This window comes from Pedobacter sp. KBW06 (genome assembly GCF_003852525.1).
Classification (GTDB): Bacteria; Bacteroidota; Bacteroidia; order Sphingobacteriales; family Sphingobacteriaceae; genus Pedobacter.
Genome location: NZ_QAJL01000004.1, coordinates 192,689 through 212,939 on the forward strand (window position 1 = coordinate 192,689; position 20,251 = coordinate 212,939).

General features: G+C 41.4%; 13 protein-coding genes. 5 read left to right on the forward strand and 8 right to left on the reverse strand.

Annotation, left to right across the window (positions count from 1 at the left end; translation table 11 throughout):
- Window positions 1–21: 21 nt before the first annotated feature.
- From DBR43_RS23115 to DBR43_RS23125, 3 genes are all read right to left on the reverse strand, one after another.
- On the reverse strand, window positions 22–1,617 hold the full coding sequence (locus tag DBR43_RS23115) for a S8 family peptidase (protein WP_124585299.1): 1,596 nt from the start codon (window positions 1,615–1,617) through the stop codon (window positions 22–24).
- Between the two features lie 140 nt (window positions 1,618–1,757).
- Complete coding sequence (gene cobA / locus DBR43_RS23120; protein ID WP_124585301.1) at window positions 1,758–2,549, reverse strand: uroporphyrinogen-III C-methyltransferase; 792 nt, start codon at window positions 2,547–2,549, stop codon at window positions 1,758–1,760.
- Between the two features lie 92 nt (window positions 2,550–2,641).
- Entirely contained in the window at window positions 2,642–3,079 is a 438-nt protein-coding gene (locus DBR43_RS23125; RefSeq protein ID WP_074608586.1) for an RrF2 family transcriptional regulator, read from the reverse strand.
- A gap of 261 nt (window positions 3,080–3,340) precedes the next feature.
- Between DBR43_RS23125 and DBR43_RS23130 the strand changes: the two genes are divergently transcribed.
- Together DBR43_RS23130 and DBR43_RS23135 are read left to right on the forward strand one after the other, a co-directional pair.
- On the forward strand, window positions 3,341–3,652 hold the full coding sequence (locus tag DBR43_RS23130; RefSeq protein WP_124585303.1) for a hypothetical protein: 312 nt from the start codon (window positions 3,341–3,343) through the stop codon (window positions 3,650–3,652).
- 89 nt (window positions 3,653–3,741) lie between these two features.
- On the forward strand, window positions 3,742–5,070 hold the full coding sequence (locus tag DBR43_RS23135) for a sigma-54-dependent transcriptional regulator (protein ID WP_124585305.1): 1,329 nt from the start codon (window positions 3,742–3,744) through the stop codon (window positions 5,068–5,070).
- 2 nt (window positions 5,071–5,072) lie between these two features.
- On the opposite strand, the gene DBR43_RS23140 is transcribed toward DBR43_RS23135, so the two are convergent.
- Window positions 5,073–7,595, reverse strand: a complete 2,523-nt coding sequence (locus DBR43_RS23140; RefSeq protein ID WP_124585306.1) for an ATP-binding protein — start codon at window positions 7,593–7,595, stop codon at window positions 5,073–5,075.
- An 81-nt stretch (window positions 7,596–7,676) separates the two neighbouring features.
- Window positions 7,677–8,945 (reverse strand): YeiH family protein, encoded by a 1,269-nt coding sequence (locus DBR43_RS23145; protein WP_124585308.1) that lies wholly within the window; start codon window positions 8,943–8,945, stop codon window positions 7,677–7,679.
- Window positions 8,946–9,269: 324 nt separating this feature from the next.
- On the opposite strand from DBR43_RS23145, the gene DBR43_RS23150 reads away from it, so the two are divergent.
- Together DBR43_RS23150 and DBR43_RS23155 are read left to right on the forward strand one after the other, a co-directional pair.
- Window positions 9,270–12,176 (forward strand): glycosyl hydrolase family 28-related protein, encoded by a 2,907-nt coding sequence (locus tag DBR43_RS23150; protein WP_124585310.1) that lies wholly within the window; start codon window positions 9,270–9,272, stop codon window positions 12,174–12,176.
- A gap of 266 nt (window positions 12,177–12,442) precedes the next feature.
- Complete coding sequence (locus tag DBR43_RS23155; RefSeq protein ID WP_124585312.1) at window positions 12,443–13,675, forward strand: DUF4374 domain-containing protein; 1,233 nt, start codon at window positions 12,443–12,445, stop codon at window positions 13,673–13,675.
- Window positions 13,676–13,728: 53 nt separating this feature from the next.
- Here the strand turns inward: DBR43_RS23155 and DBR43_RS23160 are convergent, their stop codons facing one another.
- Genes DBR43_RS23160 through DBR43_RS23170 form a run of 3 tightly spaced genes read right to left on the reverse strand, consistent with a single transcriptional unit; the run spans window position 13,729 to window position 19,203 of the window.
- Entirely contained in the window at window positions 13,729–16,380 is a 2,652-nt protein-coding gene (locus DBR43_RS23160; RefSeq protein WP_124585314.1) for a TonB-dependent receptor, read from the reverse strand.
- 57 nt (window positions 16,381–16,437) lie between these two features.
- Window positions 16,438–17,931 carry an alpha,alpha-trehalase TreF gene (gene treF, locus DBR43_RS23165; RefSeq protein WP_124585316.1) on the reverse strand — a complete coding sequence of 498 codons (1,494 nt, stop codon included), beginning with the start codon at window positions 17,929–17,931 and terminating at the stop codon, window positions 16,438–16,440.
- A gap of 24 nt (window positions 17,932–17,955) precedes the next feature.
- A complete protein-coding gene (locus tag DBR43_RS23170; RefSeq protein WP_124585318.1) occupies window positions 17,956–19,203 on the reverse strand; it encodes an MFS transporter in 1,248 nt (415 codons plus the stop codon).
- Between the two features lie 178 nt (window positions 19,204–19,381).
- Here DBR43_RS23170 and DBR43_RS23175 point away from each other — a divergent pair, with 178 nt between their 5' ends.
- The gene (locus DBR43_RS23175; RefSeq protein ID WP_124585320.1) at window positions 19,382–20,227 is read left to right on the forward strand and encodes an AraC family transcriptional regulator; all 846 of its coding nucleotides are present in this window, start codon (window positions 19,382–19,384) and stop codon (window positions 20,225–20,227) included.
- The last annotated feature ends 24 nt before the right edge of the window (window positions 20,228–20,251 follow it).

The window sequence follows — 20,251 nt, forward strand, 5'->3', positions numbered from 1 at the left end:
TTTTAAGATATGTCTGAATATTTATTTTTTATATTCAGCGGCCAGTTTTAATGCGTTATAAGCATTTACAATCCCTCCGGTTACGCAAAGATCAGAAAAAGGAATATCCTTTGTGGTTTCTCCCTGTTGTACTTTCACTACCTGGTCTACTTTAACTACTGATTTAAGAATAATGTCTTTAACCTGCACCGCGGTCAACTTAGGATAGTAAGAACGGATCAGTCCGGCTAAACCTGCAACCACTGGTGCAGCCATACTTGTTCCATCTAAATTTTCATATTTAGAACCCGGAACGGTAGAATTGATCCTTACACCTGGAGCAAATACATCAACCGTAGTTTTTCCATAATTTGAAAAGTTAGCTTTAATGGTCCCATCATTTAACCAGCCTGAAGCACCTACGGTAATCCATGAAGCAGCAACTCCACCATCCGCATACTGAGGATTAGGAAAATTCTGCTCTACTTCCAGATCTTTATTGTCATTTCCTGCGGCATGAATCAATAAAACGTCTTTGGAAACTGCATACTTTACGGCTTCATCTACAATTGTTTTATTCCATGAATAAGCTTTACCGAAACTCATGTTGATGACTTTAGCACCGTTATCGGCAGCATAGCGGATGGCATTTGCCACATCTTTATCGCGTTCATCACCATTAGGCGTATTGCGGACTGCCAGGATCTCTACATTATCGGCAACACCTTTTATACCCAGGTCATTGGTTCTTACTGCGGCGATAATACCGGAAACATGAGAACCATGACGTGCATCCGGACCAGCTACATCGTTATTACCGTAAAAACGTTCCTTTGTGTTCTCAGGATCATCCCCAACAATTGATCTCGGATCATAATCCAGGTTAAGGTTATACTCTACCTGAGATTTGAAGTGGTCATATCCCGGTAAAACCTGACCGTCATAAAATTCTTTGAAAGTCGCATTCTTTAACTGCTGTACCATGATTCTCTGGATATTTTTCTCCATATCAGTTGCAGGCACAAAGCTTTCGAAATCGGCAACAGCAGGGTTTTCTTTACCTATTTTTTTCACCACGTCATCAATCGCCGTTTTGATAGAACCATAACGCATCAATCCATCTTTGGCTTCAGCCAGTTCTTTTTCCAGTTCTGCTTTATTCTTTTGATAAGCTTCAAATGCAGCCAGGTCATTTGCTTTTACAGAAGTCGCATCGGAATTTCTAAATTTAGCATTGTCTCTGCGCACCAGACGTGTTAACTCCAATGTTTCATGGTTTATTGAGCCTTTTGCAGAACCCAAAAAATTCCATCCATGGATATCATCGATATATCCGTTTTTATCGTCGTCTTTTCCGTTACCTGCTTTTTCCTTTTTGTTTACCCAAATGATCGATTTCAGGTCTTCATGGTTGATATCTACCCCACCATCCAGCACTGCAACAATAACAGATTTAGATTTTTTTCCTTTTAACAATTCGTTATAAGCTTTCTCTGTGCTGATACCGAAAGTAGAATCTGCTTTAAGGTCCAGGTTCTGCCAGTTTGGCTTTTGTGCCATTGACAAAAAAGGAACGGCCGCCAATAAAGACAAACCCAGAATCCCACGATAGCAAAAATTTGCTTTTATTTTATTCATAAGTTGATATTTTAAACAAAGTTAATTAATAAATAGCTCAAGGTGTTTATTCCGGATGTGCGACAATCACCAATTGCTACCCCATAAACGTAAAAAGCCAGATACAAATATCTGGCTTTTAAAACAAAATGAGATAATTCCTATTGTAAGGACATCAGTTCGTAAAAATCTTTAATTCTGGCAAACGAAGGATGCAGGGAAACCACATCTCCAAAAACCAATAGTGCAGGAGAGGAAATTTTATTGTCCTCTATTAATTCTGCGATGGTATCTACCACGCCTATTTTTAGATGTTCATTTACCGAAGAGCCATTTTCAATAACTGCCACGGGAAGTTTATTTTTACCTTCTGCCTGGAAGATGGCGGTGATTTCTCTAATTTTCTCAATTCCCATCAGAATGACTACCGTTGCTTTTGATTTTGCTGCCACGAACAAATCAGGAGAAAGTTCACCCGCAGCATTTGTTCCGCTAAGGACCCAAAAGCTCTCGCTCAGGGTATTATAGGTCATGGGTATTTTATGTAATCCCGGAACACCCAGGGCGCTGGAAATACCAGGTATAATTTCTGTTTGAATACTATAAGATTCTGCATAATCCACCTCTTCGAAGCCACGGGCAAAAACAAAAGGATCACCGCTTTTCAATCTGACCACATGGCCATAATTTAAAGCATAGTCGATCATCAGTTTATTGACCGCATCCTGGGAGAATGATTCGTCATCGGATTTACTGCCTACAAATATTTTAATTGCCTTTTCAGGAGCATGATTGAGCAGGGCTTCATTCACCTGTGCATCATATAAGACCACATCTGCAGTCGCAATTGCCTTAACACCTTTTAAGCTGATGAGTTCAGGATCGCCGGGACCGGCTCCTACCAATGTAATTTTAGGTTCTTTTACACCACTTTCTATCTTATTTAAAATCATAGCCTAACGTTTAAAGGTATTACATATTTGTCTTATCGATACAAATATATAAAAAGACTATAGAAGTAGTAGACTTTATTTGAAATTAAATATTAATTGACAATGCTTTCGTCAGTTTCGCGGGCAATAACGTCTGCAATAGAGGTTTGGGCAAGGACTTTCAGCGTTGCGTCCCGCACATCGATAAAGGTTTTTCTAATGCCACAGGTCACTTCATCATGACATTCATCGCATTTGCGGTAAAATTTAAGACTGGCACATGGAACCATAGCAATTGGTCCGTCGGTAATGCGCAGGATATCGGCCAGATAAATATCACCCGGCTCTTTGTTCAAGCTATAGCCACCACCTGCACCTTTTTTACTGTACAGATAACCTGCATTACGCATGTCCAACAGGATCTGCTCTAAGAACTTTCTGGGGATCATTTCCTGTTCAGCTAATCTTACGATTTGCATAGGAGGATTTCCAGCGTTTTTTCCGAGCGCAACAAGTGCCTTTATTGCGTATTTAGTCTTCTTAGATAGCATAAAGACAAAGTTAAGAAAAATACATTACTTTCTCATAGCGTAATATATAGCTGGAATTGCCGAAATCCATGAGGTATTGGGGTGGCAGCGATTTGTTTCTTTCCGCAACAAAGTGTGGAATAAGGCAACAGTCATTTTCCAGAAAAACAATAAAAACCACTGGATATAAGCGATTTAACGATTTAAAGCTCTTTTGGCATCATTATGAAACCTATCTGATCGTAATTAAAACAGAATAATAAACTTTTAAAATATATAATTATGAAAAAGATCATCTTATCCGCAGCATTTTTAGCATTCGTAGGGTTAACACAAGTAAAAGCAACTGACGTTAAAAATCCAGTTATAGTTACCGTAAAACAAGACAGTGTAACCAAAACTCCCGTTGAACTGAAAGATCTTCCAGATGCAGTTAAAACTACATTGGCATCTGATAAATACAAAGAATGGATTCCAACAGCTGCATTTTTGGTAACCAAAGCAGACAAGTCTGAATATTATCAGGTTGATGCCAAAAAGGGAGAAGAAACTGCCTCTTTAAAACTATCTAAAGAAGGTGCAGTTATTGAGTAAGCCCACAATAAATATCAATTAATATACTTCACAAAAGCCGGATGTCCTCCGGCTTTTGTATTTTTGCTATAATTACAAGCGAAATCCTTATGGCAAAAATACTGATTATTGAAGACGACCTCACTTTTTCGCAGTTACTGGAAGGTTTTCTGACCAAACATGGTCACGAGCCCAGTCCGGTAAATGATGTAAAAAAAAGTCTAAAGCTAATAGAACAGCAAAGTTTTGACCTTTTACTGGTAGATTACCGTTTGCCTGACGGAACAGGCCTCGACGTTTTATCTCATATACGCGGAAAAGGATTAACCCAGCCGGTCATCATTATGACCAGTTTCAATGATGTAAGAACGGCGGTAAAATCAATTCAGTTAGGGGCATTCGATTACATTACCAAGCCTGTAAATCCAGATGAGTTGCTCATGATCATCAACAATTCTCTGGGCAAAAAAGAAACCATCAGCGCCGGCACCTCTATTGAACATGCAGATGCCATCAAAGGAAAGAGCAGCATTGCTGATAAATTATACGAACACATCAACCTCGTTGCCCCTACCGATATGTCGGTCATCATTCAGGGAGAAAGCGGAACAGGAAAAGAATATGCTGCAAGAGCCCTTCACATGCAGAGTAAGCGCAAGGATAAGCCTTTTGTAGCGATCGATTGTGGTGCATTGTCCAAAGACCTTGCAGCAAGTGAATTATTCGGTCATGCCAAGGGCGCCTTTACCGGTGCATTGAACGACAAAAAAGGCCAGTTTGAGGCCGCGAATGGGGGCACCTTGTTTCTGGATGAAGTTGGAAACCTCAGCTATGAGGTTCAGGTAAAGATGTTACGCGCTTTACAGGAACGGATCATCCAGCCACTGGGAAGCACCAAAACAGTAAAAGTAGATGTAAGAATTATTACCGCTACAAACGACGACCTGAAATCAAGTGTGGCGAATGGCTCATTCCGGGAAGACCTTTACCATCGTTTAAACGAATTCAAAATCCAGCTTCCCGCACTGAGGGACAGAGGTAAGGACATTGAGTTGTTCATCAATCACTTCATCAGACTTTCCAACACAGAACTACAACGTAATGTGCAGAACCTGTCTCAGCAGGCGAAAGACCTTTTACTACAGTACGACTGGCCGGGAAATTTGCGGGAGCTAAAGAATGTGATCAAACGCATGGTATTGCTTACCCCTTCGGAAACGGCAGAGGTAGATTCATTACCGGAAGAAATGATCATCTCCATTAACCAGATTCCGAAACCCAATGGTACAGACCTTAAAGCCATTAATGAGGTAAATGAGAAAATGCTGATCATTGAAACCCTGGTGAAGGTTAAATACAACAAATCAAAAGCGGCCAAATTACTGAACATAGATCGCAAGACCTTATATAGTAAGATGGAACGCTATGAAATAGAATAAAATCAAACTTCTTTTATCTGACCGATCAGCAATTTTAATTGGGCTGATAAGGCCAGTACCCTGGCTCCGGTTGCTGCGTCAGGAACGGCATGCTCCGATAAAGTAATTTCCATCTCCCGGAATTCAGCAGCTAGTTTCCGGGAACCAATCTGGGCAATCCGACCGGCAAGACGGTGGGTAACGAGCCGTAATGTTTCTCCGTCTTTCTTTTCCAGGGCTTCCTGACTTTCCTGAATATCGTTTTCTGAATCCAGGACAAAACGACCCAGGATCTTTTTCAGCTGGTCTTCATCATCAAAAGTCATCTTCCGCAGCGGTCCAAGATCGAGCGCTATCTTTTTTTCCTCTTCATGGATTTCCTCTTCTTTTTTGTGCTCATCCCCAGGAATGGCAGAAAGGGTAATTTCTTCCGAGAATACGGCCAGTAGTTCATTTTCTCTGAAAGGCTTCATCACCAGTCCATCGAAGCCATTGTTTAAAAGAAATTCGCGTTCATCAGGCAGCACCTGTGCGGTAATGGCAAAGATTTTAACAGTTGATCCCATACGCTCCCTCAGCAGTTTACAAAGTGCAATTCCGTTCATTTCAGGCATCCGCATATCGACAAGGATGTACTTCAAATCTGCGACTTCTTCTTCTTTCAGCAATTCGGATGGGGAATGAAAGCTTTTATAAGTAATTCCATTCCTTTGAAAAATAATGCCGCAAAGGTCCAGGATCAGGGGATCATCATCTACCACCCACACCCTGAAAGGCTTCCAGGAAACGGTTTCATTTGTACTCAGTAAAGTTTCTGCAATCGGTTCTGCTGCGACTTTAAAAGTCAGGTATACGGTAAAAACGCTTCCTTCTCCCTGCTTACTTTTCACATAAATCCTACCTCCCTGGTTTTCTACCAGCGATTTAATGATCGTCAAGCCCAAACCTGTACCTGCCTGGTTTAATACTTCATTATCCGGAGCGTTCACCTGTTCAAATTCATTAAATATAACGGATGTAGCCTCTTCAGAAAGACCTATACCTGTATCCTTAACCATAAAGGTGAAATGGAGGTGCTCCGCCTGTCTTTTATAAAACACCGAAAGGACGACTTGCCCTTCATTTGTAAATTTGATGGCGTTCCCCAATAAATTGTAAAGGATCTGTTTTAGCCGGAAAGCATCTCCGGTAATGTATTTTGTTTCATGAAGTGCCACTTCAGTTAGCAGTTCAAGCGATTTCCGTTCTGCCTGAGGCCGCATGACAGAAACGACCTCCTCTAAGAGTTTAACAATATTAAAAGGCTTATCCGCAAAGGTAAACTTACCGGAAATAATCCTGTTATAGTCCAATACCTCATTGACAATCTGCAATAAATGCTCGGAAGAATGATAAATGGCATCAATATCTTTCGGTTTGGGATGCTCCTGCTGCCGGATCAATTCAGCGTACCCGATAATGGATTGCAGGGGTGTCCGGATTTCATGGCTCATATTAGAAAGGAAGCGCTGTTTCGCCTGTCCATGGTACTCGGCCTCATCCCTGGCCAGCTCCAGTTCATTTTTATATCGATTGCTTCGCGTGATATCGGTCAGAATAAAATAAAGCAAGAGCAACATCAGCAGGAAAAACACAAGCATAATGATGCTGATGGTATTGATTCCCGTATTAACCACATGCTTGGCCTGGATACCATTGAGTTCTATCTGTGTCACGACTTCACTCTCCACTTTTCTAAGAATATCAAGCATCTGGTTGATTAACCTGTTGTTTGCATTGGCCAGTTCAGCCTCCTTATTCAGGAATCTCGCACTTTTCATCCTTTGCTCTTTTTCAATGGTTCTGAGAGATTCTTCCAGACTTCTGGAGATTTTATCTTCATTTGAAAGTGCAATGGTATCTACTTTTACATTTTGTTCATTGATGATTTTATAAGACTTATTGTCTTCAGCATTCTCTTTTTTCTTTCCGAAAAGCCGGCTGAAGAACCCTCTGTTTTTATCTTCTGTTGAGTAAATGGTAGTTGTGGAGCTCTGCTGTTGTGAAGCCAGAATGGTGCTGTCATTTCCACTTTTATTCACCATATCGCTCAGATTTTGCACTTGTCTGGAGAACGACTTATTGTTTACCAGCCCTTCTCTTACCTTCAAATAATTGACGAACTGGTTATCTCTTTCACTTAACAACTTTTGAATGGTCACGATCCGGTGAAGCTGTACCGTATCCCGTGGATACAACATCGACAAGGAATCCAGCACCAGTCGCAACTGGCTGGATTCTTTAAAGAGCTTGCCATAGTTTTTAGGATCGTTCGAAGCCTGTCGTTTTTGCATCTGATCCAAACGGCTGATCTTAAGAGAAATCAGGTTTACCATTCTCAGACGTTCACTCGGCGCAGAAATGTTTTCAACAGTATTCAACATCTCATTAAAAGCCACCTTACTCACCCCCCAGGCCATCAGCAAGGCAAAGCAGGCCAATAGCAATGCGATGATGATCTTTCCTTTAATTGCCTTAAATAAACTCTTTTTCGGGGTACTACTCATTTTTTTTGATCACGATGATTGACAATACAAATTGAACAGCAAGGAACCTGCCATGATCTGCTTTTTTATTAAAAGAATGAATTATCCGAATAAAAAGAAGGCGATAATCAAGGTAATGATCACATTAAAAAGCTGCGCGGTCAGAAATGCGTAAAGCGGCTTTTTGCTGTTGTTCTTAAAGAGATCCTTGAAATTAGTTTCCAACCCAATGCTGGTAAAGGCCAATGCAAACCAGGCACCCTGTAAATTCTTCAAACCATCTTTCACATCGGATACAGTTCCTTTTGAAAGGAAGAAAGAAAACAACAGTGAAGCTCCGATAAAGCCCAATACAAATTTAGGAAAGCGCTCCCAGATAACCCCCAAAGTAGGTTTTACCCTTTCTCCACTTTCGTCGGTATGGTTGGTATAAGACCAATAAATACTGATGGCAAAAGCAGCAATCCCGAGTAACACATTTTGTGAAAACTTAACGATGGTACTAATTTTTAATGCTTCTTCTCCTACCATAGAGCCGGAAGCCACGACTGCTCCGCTGGTATCGATACTACCACCAAGCCAGGCACCGGTTACTGCCTGAGGAAAAGAAAAATAATTGGCGATATAGGGCATAAAAATCATCATAGGAATTGCGGTGATCAATACCATAGAGATGACATAGGAAAGCTTTTTTGAATCCCCTTTGATCGCCCCAGAAGTGGCGATTGCCGCAGAAACGCCGCAGATAGAAACAGCACTGGAGATCATCATGGTCAGTTCATCATCCACTTTAAGCTTTTTACACAACCAGAAAGCGAAATACCAAACGGACAGTACGACTACCAATGCCTGGATCAAGCCAAGGGAGCCAGCCTTCAGGATATCTGCAAAAATTACTGTCGTGCCCAGTAAAACCAATCCGATCTTTACAAAAAGTTCCGTAGAAAGCGCGGTGCGGAACCAATCCGGTAGTTTGAAAAAGTTACCGATTGCGAGACCAATGATCAGACTAAAAATCACCGCCTCCAGATTGAAGGACCTCATCGTAGAGCTGCCTGCAATCACTAAAGCAATCATAGTGAGCACATAGACCAAGGGAAAGCCAAGAACAAAGTTTTTGACTGATTTTCCCATGAGCAAAGTTCCCAGGGTTCCGATAGACAGGATAAATAAGAACTGAATGAGTATCGCCTTAAGGTTATCAAATTGAAGAATCTTATCGAATAAGACGGCAGTGCTGTCCCATTTAAAAACAGGGATAGGAATCTGAAAAAATAAAATAGAAATCAGGATTACGAGTGCTCCAAGCAGGACTACAGTCCAGTCTTCATGCATAGAAAAGTTGTTGGGTTTTAATAGTTTCTTGGTCATTTACAGGTTTATTTATTTGTGTGACGTAATTTAAGCTTTTATATGAAAAAGCCAGGTCATCCAACCTGGCTTTTAACCAAACAAAACTTAGATCTAACCAAACATCTAATTTTTTTTAAGCATCAGCCCGGGCGGGCTGAGAATTATATTCTTTAAGCTTACTGAGAGCAAATATAATAAAGTCTACTAATTTAATAGAATTTATTTTCAATTATTTTTCAGAGGGGATAATAATGGCCTTTGTTGCCAGAATTACTGACTACTTAGTTAAGAAAGTTTAGTACTTATTATCGATTTTTAACTGAATATTATTCCCTTCACAAAATGAATAGGTTCTTCTTTCTGCTGACCGCGATCTTCTTCTGTTTTTTTACGCTGACAAATGCGCAGATTCATCAATCCAGCCAGGCCGAAACAGCAATACTGCCGGCAAAAAATGCAAGCCATATTGCCGGAATTCATAAAGACACGATCATTGTAATTAGTGGCAGCACTTATTCATTTACAGTGGATACGCCCGAAGATCAGGGACTGATTTCTACCAATATTGGAACGAAAGGCTTATTCGCACAAATCAGGTCCTCTGATAGCACTAACCAGAAATATCAAATCAGTGATGCAGCCGGTATAAAAAAAGAAGAAGGGCCTCTGCTCAGCGGAGATCGTTTAACGGTCATTTCCGGCAATGGGAAATCCAGGCAGGTATATTATATTTTAGTGAAGGAACTGGCCATCGCAGGCAAGCTGCAACTGGGAACAGACAAAATAACCATCCATAGCCCGCAGCAACTCAGTCTTTATTTTACAGCCGGACAGCGAAGCCCGGAGGCAACGGTCAGCATTACGGTTCCGGCAGGCATCGGGCTGACGATGGAAAACACAACTGTGAATGTTATTGGTCGCGGGGAAGTAAGGTTAAAAGATCTTGGCAACCAGTCTATCGGCAGGACAGGAACAAATTATTCCTATTCCAGGGTAGGAAATGTTGTTCTTGAGGGCAGTCCGGAGAGCGGGCAAACAATTACATTTACTCATCTTGATCTGCGTCCCGCAAATGGTCATGACCTTAAAATCACCATTAGAAATGTGAATCTGGATAAAACGGGTAAATATCTTTTTAAAGCCAGATACAGTACCTCAAAGCCAAAGGTATTACAAAGCCCTGGAACGGGAACAGAAAACGCGACACTAAATGCGGTTGGTTTCCTGTCTGATTTCCAACGAATTCCACTTCAGGCTTTACATTTTAAGGAACAGCCGCAAACCTATACCCAGGTCGATTTCAAATGGAATACTCAGCCTGAGACAGGTAAAATAAAGATCTTACAGTCAATCGATCTGGGAAAAACCTGGAAGTTAAGTACTGCGCTGGTCAATATTAAAAATAACACTGCTCACATTTCCGGGCTAAGACCAAACCAACAATATCGCTTTAAACTTCAAAGCAGCAACAGACAGGGAACTTTATTTTCAAACGAAGCTAAATTTTATTCAGGAAAAACTGACATCAGAGAATTTGGTATTAGGGCTGATGAACAGCAGGACCATACCGATCAGATCAACCGGGCAATAGATTCATTGGCTGAAAATGGTGGAGGAACACTTTTTTTTAGTAAAGGAATCTATCGGGTAAGGACCATTTATTTGAGAAGCAACGTTTATTTGTATATAGATAAAGATGCCGTTATCAAGGCCATTAAAGGAACAGATGCCCCGGAAAGCACCTGGTTTAGCGATAAAAAATACCGATCCGGGCTTTCTCCTACGGATACCGGCCCTTATGATGATCCGGAAAATTACCTGACTAAACAAGATGTTGGTCATCATTATTTTAGAAATGCCATGTTTTTTGGCGAACGGCTGATCAACATAAAAATCATAGGAAGGGGGCTCATTACAGGAGATGGCAACCTGGTAACGGGAGATAAAGTGATGAACAATCCGCCTGATCATCGCGGGGACAAAATGTTTTCATTTAAATTGTGTAGTAACCTGGAAATTGGCGGTATTCATACATCTGAAGACCTATGGTACGACCCGAAAAAAGACGAACCTTATTATCTTGGAAAATCCGGGGCCAGGCGATTTGATACTTCCAATATGCTGAAGATCGAACGTGCGGGGCATTTCGTTCTGCTGGCAACCGGAACGGATTCCATCAATGTTCACGACACCTATTTTGCAAAAAACGAGGTTTCCAATGCCAGAGACATCTATGATTTCATGGGCTGTAATGAGGTAACTGCCACCAATATCTATTCGAAGGTAAGTTCTGATGATATCATAAAATTAGGTTCGGATTGTTCGCTTGGATTTACCAGACCAGCAGCAAATTACAAAGTAAGAAATATCATCGGCGACACCAATTGCAACCTCTTCCAGATTGGTTCAGAAACTGCCGACGACATCAGCAAGGTTTGTATAGATAATATCTATATCCTTGGAGCAAACAAAGCAGGTTTCTCTATATCAACCAATGACGGGGCTCTGGTTAGCCACATTCATCTCAATTGTGGACATACCGGCAGGATCCACTCCCGCTCAAAGATGTTCAGAACCACTGCTCCCTTTTTCATTTCCATCTCCAACCGTGGAAGAATTCCAGGTACTGAAGTAGGAAAATATGCTTTTCTGGAAAATGGAAAAAAGAGAACAGAACTATTGGTTAAGAATGTAAATATAGGCCGGGTAGAAAAGGTGATACTACAGGGCATAGACATTTCTGAGGTGTATGGCGGCAGCTCGTATAGCGGAAGCCGATGGAAAGCTTTTGACGGTACACAAAAAAAATCAGCCTCAATTATCGCAGGATATCGGCTCCCGGATTCGGCTGCTGTTGAAGGGGGATTAGACTTCCGTCTGCCAAATGGATTGCATACGGGCTATGTTGAGGATGTGATATTCAAAGACATTCATATCCTCGACAAAGGAGGAAATCCGGTTGAAGACGCAAGTCAGGTTCCGCCTGAGCTGGGGCTTGGACAATATAACGTCTCCAACCTGAAAATACTTCCTGCTTATGGCCTTTGGGCACGTCATGCAAAAAGATTAAAATTGGAAAAAAGCAGCTTCAACTATGAGAAAACCGATGACAGGCACGCCATAGTTCTGGAAGATGTAAAAGATATCCTATTCAAAGACGTCAAAATGCGGAAATCAACAAATCAGCGTCAGGCCATCCTGCAGAAGAACAGTCAAAATGTCGATCTGGACCAGGTGATTTATCACTAATCAGCCCTCTATACCAGATCGGTTTGTATCAAACCTGCCGGTATGCCAGTTGATTTATCAAGCGCATTGAAAAGCTCATCTTTTTTTTTCTAAGTTTGTACAACAGAAATCAGTGATGAAAATCAGTAAAGACTTCTTAAAGGAATGCCATAACGAACCAAGAAAACAGAAGGTTATTGCACCAAAAATAAAGCCATCATTATGGTAAATGAAAGGAACCTGGTGGATCTTCCTCCGGCACTGCAAACAATATCATCCCAGGAACTATGACCAAATCAGCAAAAAATGGTGTCCTTTTCTTTAGCTCAATTATCCTTTTTTATTGCCTGCCTTCCTGTCGGGAACAACAAGGCAATACCGTTGCTGCATCAGAAAAAAAATACAGCATTTATATTTTAGGGAAAGATGGAAAGGAATTTATTATGGAGACCAATACTTTGGATAGTGGCTTATTGTATCCTGAAAAGACCGGTGCAAAACTCGACGAAAAAGAGATCGATCGGGAGCTTGTGGTACGGGACGGCTTTTATTACCTGCTGAACAGAAAAAAAAACTCTTTTATAAAATACAAGGAAGCGGAACAGGCCATAGTGGAAGTAGCTTCCACCCCACTAGAGAACTTTTCCATCGACAATTATTATTGGTTAAATAAAGATACACTCTTGCTAACGGGCCTAAACAGGACCGACTATAGTCAAGTGAAATATGCGATCATAAAAACAGATGACATGAAGGTCCTGACCATTGGTGACCTTGCTATCCCAAGACCTTTTGGGAAGTATACCTCTATCTCAACGGGATTTGTAGAACTGAGAAACAAGCAGCTGTTTCTGGGCTATACCTATCATCAAAAATTAAGTTCTTACGATTATACCACCAGTGACACCACTTATCTTGCCCTATTCAATTATCCTCAGATGACTAAGATCAGGATTGATAAAGATGTGCGCTCTACCTACCCCGGTGGAACAAACATGGTGCAGCCTTATTCTTTCAATGATGAAAAAGGCAATTATTATTTTATGACTTGTCCGGGGATTGCATTAGGGAACCGGGCTGACCTTCCAACCGGAATATTCCGGATCAATGCAGGAGAAGATACTTTGGACAAAAACTACTTTTTCAACATCTCTGCTTCTGTTATCAGGAACCATGCTTACGGAATATGGTATCTCGGAGGAAATCAGGCCATCATCAGAGCAGAACGAAAAGATCTGTTTAAAGGGCTAAGTGACCATTACAGCACTGCTCATTTTGAATTCTATCTGATCGACCTCTCTTCCGGAAAGGTATTAAAGAAACTGGAACTTCCATTGGATAAGGGAACGAGAAGGGCCTGCATAATCGTTTCCGGAAATACGGCCTATATTGCGGTAAACTCTACCAAAGAAGGCAATTATATCTGGCTTTATAATATAAAAACAGGTGCGTTAAAAAAAGGACTTCAACTTACGGGAGATACAGATTTCATCATGAGAATCGACAAGATTCAAAAGTAAAAAGCTCGCCCGGAAAAAATCATCCAGGCGAGCTGATCTTTAAATCAATATTTTTAGAAATCGAATGCTGCAGAGAGTTTAGCAAATCTACCCAGGATAGGTCTGGCATAATAGATCGTACCCGGAGCTGTAGTTACCCTTGGATTTCCTTCTGTAAGCCCAATCGTATTGGTAAGATTTGAAGCGTCCAATGCGAAACGCATCCGCTTAACTTTCAGGGATACCCCTGCATTCAGTACATCAAAGGCAGGCAGGAGGCTTAGATTCTCATTGTCTGAATACTTCTTCCCGAAATGATTCACTTCTGCATAGATGGCCAGGTTCTTTGTCAGGTTATAAGCCGGACGAATGGTTCCGTAAAAACTAGGAATTCTTCGTACTCTGTTTCCGTTGTTATTTACTCCTTCTCCGGAAAAATCCGTAAATTTTGGATCTTGTAAAGTTGCATTGATCGTTAAACTGAAATTTCCGGCAGTAAATTGTCCTTCCAGCTCCATTCCATAGTTACGTGCTTTTGCAAATTTGTTTTCCGATTGCCCGTTCAGCAGGATATCTGTAAAGGCCAGATCAGCAAGGTCCATATAGAATGCATTAGCAAAAAGGGCAAACTGTTTCGCCTGGTACTTATACCCCAGCTCAAACTGATTGATCACTGTTGGCTTTAATTGATCCAGCTTATCCATATTCTCAAAATAAGCCTCCTCAATCGGCGAACGGAAACCATTGCTGTAACGTAAATAGGCCGCCATGTCATCTGCAAACTTATAATTTGCCGCTGCGCTTCCAGATAAACGGTTCACATCATACTTCCAATACTGATAAGCACCGGATAAGACCGTTATTGAATTATCGGCAGTAGTACCTGCAAAATTATTACTGGAGGAAGTACTGTTGTCCAGATTTTGTAAAACCGCATTGGGCTTGTTCTTGTATCCGGTATAGCGGTCCATGTCATAACGCAGACCAATATCGAAAGTCAACTGATCAGTTGCTTTAATTTCAGCATTTCCAAAAACCGCATTCAGGTTCCCTTTTGTTTGGGTCTGCCGGGTTAACCAGGAAATATCAGTTACTCCGTTATATGTTCTGGAACGGTTATTCCCTCCTTCTGGAACGGATTTATCAACCAGGTTTAACAGCTGAGGGTTATCAGAGACCGACACCAACAGGTTACTCCAGTTCCATTGCTGGTTAGAGGTCCAGTTTGAGTAATAATAGCCCAGGGATAAAGCTACCTTATCATTTTTATAATCAAACCTCAGATTATTGGCAAAGTTTTTCATTTGTTTATCAATTGCCCAATAGCCAACTTTAGCAACCAGCCCGGGGTTGATGACTGCACCAGTGTTTACATTGCTATATTCCGGATTTAACACCGGAAATGCGCCCCCATTGGTACGATATCCCGCGGCAAAATCAGCAGCAGTTTGTGGTTCAGCACCGGGAAAGATGGCTGTATATTCCAAATTGATTTTAGTATACCTCGTATTGTTGCTTAAAGTAAACCCACTACCCAGATCTGTTTTAAATTCAGCCCCTACTGCATCCACAATAGGATGAACCCCATCCTCAAGGTTTCTTTTAAAAGAACCGCCACCATATTGAGGGATATCCAGCTGACTGAAATTTCTTGAAGTCAATGTTCCGGTATTTGCATTAAAGCCCTCAATTCCTTTCGGATTATTTCTATCGGTTAATGGAATAGGCAGCAAGAATAAGTTCCTGTCATTAAGTTTCTTGTAAGACAGTTTGATAAAGCCCTTATCCAGATTGTATTTCAGGTTCATTTTGACCTGTCCACCATCATTTCCTTTGAAACCAGGGTTACGAACGCCGTTTTCAGTCCTGTAAAACCCACCTACATTGAAGAATAACTTATCTTGTATCAGCGCTCCTCCCACATTCAGGTCTGTGCGGAATAACCCGGAAGTTCCGGTGGTCATTTTTGCTGTTCCTGAGAAATCATTACTTCCTGTTTTAGTGATAAAATTGATAATTCCGCCAGGAGCATTGGTGGCGAAAACAGAACCAGAACCACCTCTAAGTGCCTCCATACGGGAAATCGTCTCATCAACACGCAGCCAGTTATCCGCGTTTGCAAATTGCAATGCACCATCTTCAAAAACAGGCATTCCATCTTCCTGAATCTGTACATATTCATAAGCTCCAGCAGATGGGATCCCCCTTGAAAACAGGTTATTTCCCACCTCTCCACCAGAAGTCTCAACTACAAATCCCGGGACATGTTTTAATAAATCAGCAGCACTGGAAGGGGCAAACTGCTGGATCGTTTTGCTGTTAAAGCTAGTAATGGCCACACTGGATTCAATTTTCTTTAATGGATTTACTGACCCCGTTACCACTACTGCGTTCAGCTCCATCAAATCCTCCAGAAGGGTGATTTTTAAAGCTCCTCTTACAGAAACGGGTTGTTCAATGCTCTTATAACCGATGGCACTAACGATCAGAATTTTTGCATCAGGAGTTAGGTTTAAGGCAAACTTACCATCGCGGTCTGTAGAGGTGCCCGTCTTAGTTCCTTTGATGACCACCGTTGCCCCTACTATTGGCTGGTCATTTTTATCTACTACAGTACCGGTCACTGTTTCTCTGACTTTCAGGTATTTTACCGGCACTTTACTATAAGTTGTTTCTGCACTGCCCAATAGGCAACAGGCGACAATAAAGAATAGATATCTTTTCATAATTTGGTTTTTTAAATGGTTAGGTTTTAGGCTCGTTTTATATTGTATGATTAACTTTTATTCATTCATTTTCATTTTTAAGTAGACTCCATTGGTCCATCCGAAGCCATTCTGATTGGGATATTCCCCTCCTCCCGCAGCAAGAGAGCTATCCACAACATTGTATTTTTCCATCATTTTCCCAGTCGTCTTGAAGACCCGTTCTACTGTTGCGATCCAATTTCCCGCGATATTTCCGGCAAGTTCCAATGCACCATAATTGAGTGCCGCTTTATAGCCGATCCATTGTAAAGGAGCCCATCCGTTTGGTGCATCCCATTGCTGTCCTGTTGTATTTGGGGTAGTGAGCAGCCCCCCTTCTTTCAAAAAAACAGTTTGCAGGTGTCCAATCACTTTTTCGGCTTCTGTTTCACTGGCAAGGCCAAAGAACAAAGGGAAAGCCATTGCTATAGACCAGGCTTCGGAAGCTATGCCGCGTTTAAAGTCAAAATCAAAATATCCGCCTTTCTCTTCATTCCACAGATACTTCCTAATCGCCGAAGCACGCTGATTTGCCTTTTTATGATAATATTCCTGCTCTTCATCCTTGCCTGCTAAAGCAGCACATTTGGCAAGGGTAGATTCCAAATGCCATAGCAGGCTATTAAGATCAACGGGAATCAGATCTGTTGTTTTTATAGTACTGATGTCCTGCCCATCGGCAAACCAGCGGCCTGAAAAATCCCATCCGGACGCACATGCGGCTCTGATATTCCGATATAGATCAGCTTTTTCTGCGGTTGAATGATTAAAAATTTCCAGATCTTCATAATATCCTTCCGGGCGCGGTGTGTTTTCTCTATCCCAGAAGCGATTTAACAATTCTCCCTCCGGCAACCTCACACTGTGCTCATAAGCCGGTTCAGCCGGACTTAAGCGCTCACTCCCATTCATCCAGAAAGCATATTCAGCTTTCAATTGAGGCAGGTATTTGAGGTAGCAGTCCCTGCCATTTTCTTCTGCCAGCAAATCCAGCATCAGAGAAAAGAAAGGGGGTTGGGAACGACTAAGGAAATAGCTCCTGTTTCCATTTGGAATAAAGCCAAATTCTGTGATCAGGTAAGCGAAATTTTCTACCATATTTTCGATCAGGTCAATCCTGCGGGACACTTGCAGTCCTAACATCGTGAAATAGCTATCCCAGTAGAAAAACTCTCTGAAGCGTCCTCCAGGCACCACGAACTTCTGAGGAAGTTGAATCAGGGAGCTGAATCCAGCTTCCGTTCTTCTGCTGAGTTTGTCCCATAGATTTTGAATATGGATTACGGGATTTCCCTCCTCTACCTCAGCCACGAATTCATCAGCAGGCGGTAATATGAAATTTTCTTTTACAAACCCTAACAAATCAAAAGCTGGTTCATGCTGCTGCCTGCGGTATTTCTGTAGAATTTCAGAGGCCGTAAATCTGGGCAGACAGTCAGGAAAAATCTTCTGGTCTGCAAAAATCCGTTGCGTCTGAACATCAGAAAACAATTCTTGTAAATCTTCGATATAGAATAAGTGACTTGACATATAAATATGGGTAGGGATAATGGATTAACTTAAAGTGTGTTGAATGAGGTATCTTGTCTTCATTTTCTGAAACAGGAACAAGGCTACAGTAAGGGCTGTGATTGGCAGCAGAGAGAAGTAAAAGGCTGTCTGACCTCCATAATGTTGAAAGATATATCCAGTGATCAGAGATCCTAAAGAACCGCCTAATGCAGAGAAAACTACGATCAGACCGGACATTGTTCCATGCTGATTTTTCGGGAGTGCGCCAAGAATGACGGAATTAATTGCAGGATAGACAGGCGCCAGAAAAAACCCGATCAAGGGAAAGATATAGGCGGCGATTGGAACATCTGCCCAAACCCGGATCTCATGCGGACTGGTACTGGAAGCAAGAGGAATGGCGACAAGAACCAGTCCCGCAGCAGCGCAAAGACAAACGGTAAGACAGATATACCAGGAGATTCTCTTCAACACAAGCCCTGCAAGAACACGTCCAATGGCAGTCGAACTGGCCATAATGCCTGCCATCATTACACTGATCGAGGAAGGTAAATGCAGAACTTTGTTATTGAATGTAGGAAGCCAGCTCATAATGCTCTGTTCTATTAAAACATACAGGAATGCACATACAACAAAGGAAACCACCAATGGCAACATCAATAATTTGAGCATATCGGTATAAGATTGCCTAAATTTTACTCCCGGTTCAGGCTTCGCCGCAGATTCATCAAGCGCTGAAACACTCAATAATACCAGGGCCAGCAGATAGAGGGTACCAATCAGGTAGTAAACGGTAAACCATCTCCCGGAAGCGGCATCTGCATCGTCAATAAAATAACTGAAGATGAAGTATCCGGATAAGATTCCAATCATAAAAAAGCTTTCAATAAAGCTCATCAGACTGATGTGTGCCTTTTCAGTTTTAGTAATTAAGCCAATGGTTCCAAATACGGAAATCTTGATCAGCGCGAAACTGGCTCCCGTAATGGCAAACAGCAGTTTAACTGCGATAAAAGTCTTTACAGAAGGAATGATAAAGCAAGCTATCGCGACGGCAGCAAGACCAATCTGCATTGATTTTTTATAGCCGATTCTGGTGATAAAAGAAGCAACAACAAAAGAAACTACAGCAATCGTGATGTCTTTAAAGGCTTCCAAAACAGAGGCGGAAGAAGCCGGGACTCCATAATATCGTTGTGCCTGCAGGATCACCGTACCGACACTATTCAGCATAATACCGAATAATAAATAGTTGATGAATACCGAGATCTTAATTTTCAAGAATTCCATTAAACCGCGTTTTAGAAAGATAGATAGATTTGGTTAGTAATTCCGACCAGCTGCAGGCAACTCATTGGGTATGATAAAATTCCAGTTTTTATAAATGCAATAATTATCCTTTATTCACTATTTATTGAACTATATTAATATTTAATTAGTCATATTTGACTAACTTACCTTAATAAGGATGAAAATTCACTTTGAGATTGTAAAACCTGATGAGGCTTCATCGATGCGGTTCTTATATCAGAACCAACCTATCCATGAGTTTGTTTGGGAATATCACTACCATCCGGAATATGAACTGGTCTGTGTGATTTCAGGTGGCGGAACCCGGCATGTGGGTTCTCATATCAGTATGTATGAAGATGGAGACCTCGTATTGATCGGCTCCAATGTACCACATTCCGGATTTGGTTTGAACGCAAGGGATCCTCATGAGGAGATTGTTATTCAGATCAAACCTGAAGTGATGCAGCAATGGATTTCGGATTTTCCTGAGATGCAGCACATCGCAGCATTGGTAGACCGGTCAAAGTATGGCATTAAATTTAATGGCAACATCAAGGAAGAAGTAAAAGAAATACTGATCAGGATGAAAGATATGCTGCCTTTTGAAAGGAAAATGAACTTTCTGCAAGTGCTCCATATTTTAGGGAACAGCGAAGATTATCACATTTTAAATGAGAAGGCCATTATTGCTGATCTGGTGAGCAAACACAGGTCCCGGCTTCAAAAGATCTTTACCTACGTAGAACATTACTACCACGAAGAGATTGACATTGAAACCGTAGCCGGGCTGGTCAACATCTCTGTTCCTTCTTTTTGTAATTATTTTAAGAAAACGACTCACATTACTTTTACCGAATTCGTGAACCGCTACCGCATTCAAAAAGCTTGTCTTTTCTTACAACAGGATAAGACCATTGCCCAGGTTTGCTTTGAATCGGGATTTAATAATGTGACCTATTTTAACAAGATTTTTAAAAAGATCATCAACAAAACACCTTCAGACTTTAGAAAAGGGAAATAAAGCATCTGGGAAGGCGTATACGGG

Excerpts from the sequence above, each read along its gene's own strand:
- DBR43_RS23145 (WP_124585308.1), bottom strand. The coding sequence starts at position 8,945 with ATGACCAAGAAACTATTAAAACCCAACAACTTTTCTATGCATGAAGAC.
- DBR43_RS23135 (WP_124585305.1), top strand. The coding sequence starts at position 3,742 with ATGGCAAAAATACTGATTATTGAAGACGACCTCACTTTTTCGCAGTTA.
- DBR43_RS23175 (WP_124585320.1), top strand. The coding sequence starts at position 19,382 with ATGAAAATTCACTTTGAGATTGTAAAACCTGATGAGGCTTCATCGATG.
- DBR43_RS23115 (WP_124585299.1), bottom strand. The coding sequence starts at position 1,617 with ATGAATAAAATAAAAGCAAATTTTTGCTATCGTGGGATTCTGGGTTTG.
- DBR43_RS23125 (WP_074608586.1), bottom strand. The coding sequence starts at position 3,079 with ATGCTATCTAAGAAGACTAAATACGCAATAAAGGCACTTGTTGCGCTC.
- DBR43_RS23160 (WP_124585314.1), bottom strand. The coding sequence starts at position 16,380 with ATGAAAAGATATCTATTCTTTATTGTCGCCTGTTGCCTATTGGGCAGT.
- cobA (WP_124585301.1), bottom strand. The coding sequence starts at position 2,549 with ATGATTTTAAATAAGATAGAAAGTGGTGTAAAAGAACCTAAAATTACA.
- DBR43_RS23155 (WP_124585312.1), top strand. The coding sequence starts at position 12,443 with ATGACCAAATCAGCAAAAAATGGTGTCCTTTTCTTTAGCTCAATTATC.
- DBR43_RS23170 (WP_124585318.1), bottom strand. The coding sequence starts at position 19,203 with ATGGAATTCTTGAAAATTAAGATCTCGGTATTCATCAACTATTTATTA.
- treF (WP_124585316.1), bottom strand. The coding sequence starts at position 17,931 with ATGTCAAGTCACTTATTCTATATCGAAGATTTACAAGAATTGTTTTCT.
- DBR43_RS23140 (WP_124585306.1), bottom strand. The coding sequence starts at position 7,595 with ATGAGTAGTACCCCGAAAAAGAGTTTATTTAAGGCAATTAAAGGAAAG.
- DBR43_RS23130 (WP_124585303.1), top strand. The coding sequence starts at position 3,341 with ATGAAAAAGATCATCTTATCCGCAGCATTTTTAGCATTCGTAGGGTTA.
- DBR43_RS23150 (WP_124585310.1), top strand. The coding sequence starts at position 9,270 with ATGAATAGGTTCTTCTTTCTGCTGACCGCGATCTTCTTCTGTTTTTTT.